Origin of the sequence: uncultured Campylobacter sp. (assembly GCF_938018035.1) — a bacterium.
Taxonomy (GTDB): Bacteria; Campylobacterota; Campylobacteria; order Campylobacterales; family Campylobacteraceae; genus Campylobacter_B.
Genome location: NZ_CALIJF010000165.1, coordinates 1 through 2,261 on the forward strand (window position 1 = coordinate 1; position 2,261 = coordinate 2,261).

The 2,261-nt window shown below is 51.2% G+C and carries 4 protein-coding genes; all 4 read right to left on the reverse strand.

Going from position 1 to position 2,261, the window contains the following annotated elements; genetic code table 11:
- Positions 1-342 (reverse strand): hypothetical protein (locus Q0257_RS05180; RefSeq protein ID WP_298022408.1); only part of this gene is annotated, 342 nt, incomplete at its 3' end.
- Between the two features lie 127 nt (positions 343-469).
- A complete protein-coding gene (locus Q0257_RS05185) occupies positions 470-1,048 on the reverse strand; it encodes a hypothetical protein (protein WP_298022413.1) in 579 nt (192 codons plus the stop codon).
- Positions 1,049-1,524: 476 nt separating this feature from the next.
- Entirely contained in the window at positions 1,525-1,938 is a 414-nt protein-coding gene (locus tag Q0257_RS05190; RefSeq protein WP_298022416.1) for a hypothetical protein, read from the reverse strand.
- Between the two features lie 24 nt (positions 1,939-1,962).
- On the reverse strand, positions 1,963-2,261 hold a 299-nt coding region (locus Q0257_RS05195; RefSeq protein ID WP_298022419.1), incomplete at its 5' end, for a DUF711 family protein.

The following is a 2,261-nucleotide window of genomic DNA, read 5'->3' on the forward strand; positions in this document are numbered from 1 at the left end:
CATCAGCCACTGCGTATCGCGCGCGTAAAACGTGCATTGCGGCAGCTCAAACGGCAGATCGCAAACGGGCACGTCAAGCAGCCTAAGCTCATCCTCGCCCAAACGATACTCGCGCCTAAGCTCGTCTCGCAGGAAGGCGAGGGCGTCTTTTACGTACCGATCGATGTCCCAGGCGTCGCTGCGCGAGCAAGACCCCTCATCGTCCACATCCGCCGTGTCTGCAGACACGAGGCAAAACGGCACCTCACCGAAGCTTTCGCTTTTTAGTTCCGCGTACCAAATAAAGCCCTCGTCCGTCGCGACCTTTTCAAGCTCGCCAAATTCCCAAGCCATTTTTTGCATTTTATCTCCGCCTCTATTTTCGCGTCATCTTTTAAAATTTTGATGCCACACCCGTTTTTTGCGCGCTGTGTTTAATCCCCGCCGAAATAGAATTTCGCCGCTTTTTAAGCGGGCAGGCACAAAAACGCTAGGCGATCTTTTTCATCCGAAGCCACGCGAACAAAAATGCCGCAGGCGCTGCAAAGTCCATCAGCACGGATATGCGCGAGCCGTCGCCTGAGATGACGGACAGTATGCCGCCCGCGAATGAAACCCCCACGGCGATCAGAAATAGCGCGTTTTGCGTGTCTTTATACAGCCCGTAATAGAGCCTAGCTATGAAAAACAGAACCGCCAGCGCGCCGATAATCGTAAAGGCGCGGTTTTGCAATATCGAAGCAACCGCATAGGCAATCGCGGTGATAATTATAAATTTGACGTTGGAGACGGTATCACTGCCCGCAAGCTCGGAGATGCCTTTCGCCGCACGGTAAAGAAGGATGAGCGAGCCCAGACCGAGACACGCCCTGATGCTAAAAAGCCCCTCGCCGCCCGGTAGGTGCTCCGTAAGCACAGAAATCAGCATAAGCGCGGCCGATATGATGCCGAAGCGCCTTGCATCTGCGAGCTTGTCGCGATTGAAGGGGTTTTGCATACCGCCGAAGCCGCCGCCCATGCCGCCCGAACCGCCTAAACTGCCGCCGGAGCTTTTGAAACTTCCTTGCATTTTGCCTCCTTATTTGCGCGATCGCGCGTAGAAAATACTTACTGCAATTTGCCCGTCCTGCCCGCGCGCTTTTAAATCGGTACGCGGCGCAACCTCGCCGTTAAATTTTGCTGCTTGCTGCGATACGACGAGCGTTTTAAATTTAAAAGCGACGCGATATGTATCGACACACAACCTCACACAATCCGCATAAGCGATAAAGTGCGAGTAGCGATGACAAGCGAGCCGATTTGAAATTTTAAAATTTTAACGCAGTTTGCTTTAAAAATTTAAAATTTCAAAAGACCCGCTGTCGTCCGTCTCGCGCGGCGATGAAATTTTAACGCCGCGCCTTACGGCGAAATTTCACGCCGAAATTCTAACTCAAAATTCCACGCCCGTAGCACAGAATTTAAAGCCCAAAAAATTCCATCGCGGCGACTTAGAATTTTACTCGCTAAATTTTACGAATTTTGCGCGCTTTTAAATCCGCAAATTTAATACGCCTTTACGAGCCGTAAATTTTTTAGATATATGACGCCGTCAAAAATGCCGCCCCCATTCGGTGCGGGCCAAGAAATGGCGATTCTTTTCGGCTCCCTGTCATATTCGGGCGAGCAACGATTCTTTGAGCAGTCTATTTTAAACACCTCTTTATCGTTGCTGTCAAAATCCGTCTGGGTAGAATTTTTAGGAATTTCCAGCGTGTGGATTATGCGATACGGCTCGCCCTCTTTTGTGCGGGCGGACGTTATTTTTATTAGCGTATCTCCGCTGCCATCCGAAGTCCTATAAACCCCGTCTTGCCCCAAGCCCGCCAGCTCGAATTTTTTCTCCTTGCTATAAAATGCCGAGATTATGGAGCAGCCGCTAAAAAGCAAAACTGCCGCAAATAACGCAAACGCTCTCATCTTTCCTCCTTAAGCGGGTTAAATTTAGTTTTTAAAACTATGAATAGGCGCGGGGATCTGGCCGCCGCGGGCGATGAAGTCTGCGGATGAGTTTTTATTTACGCTCATCACGGGCGCGCTGCCGAGTAACCCGCCAAACTCCAGCGTGTCGCCCTTTTTACCTTTTGGGATTATGCGCACGGCGGTCGTTTTTTGATTTATCACGCCGATCGCGGCCTCGTCGGCTATGATCGCGGCGATCGTCTGCTCTGGCGTATCCTGCGGGATCGCGATCATATCGAGCCCCACCGAGCAGATCGCGGTCATCGCTTCGAGCTTTTCTA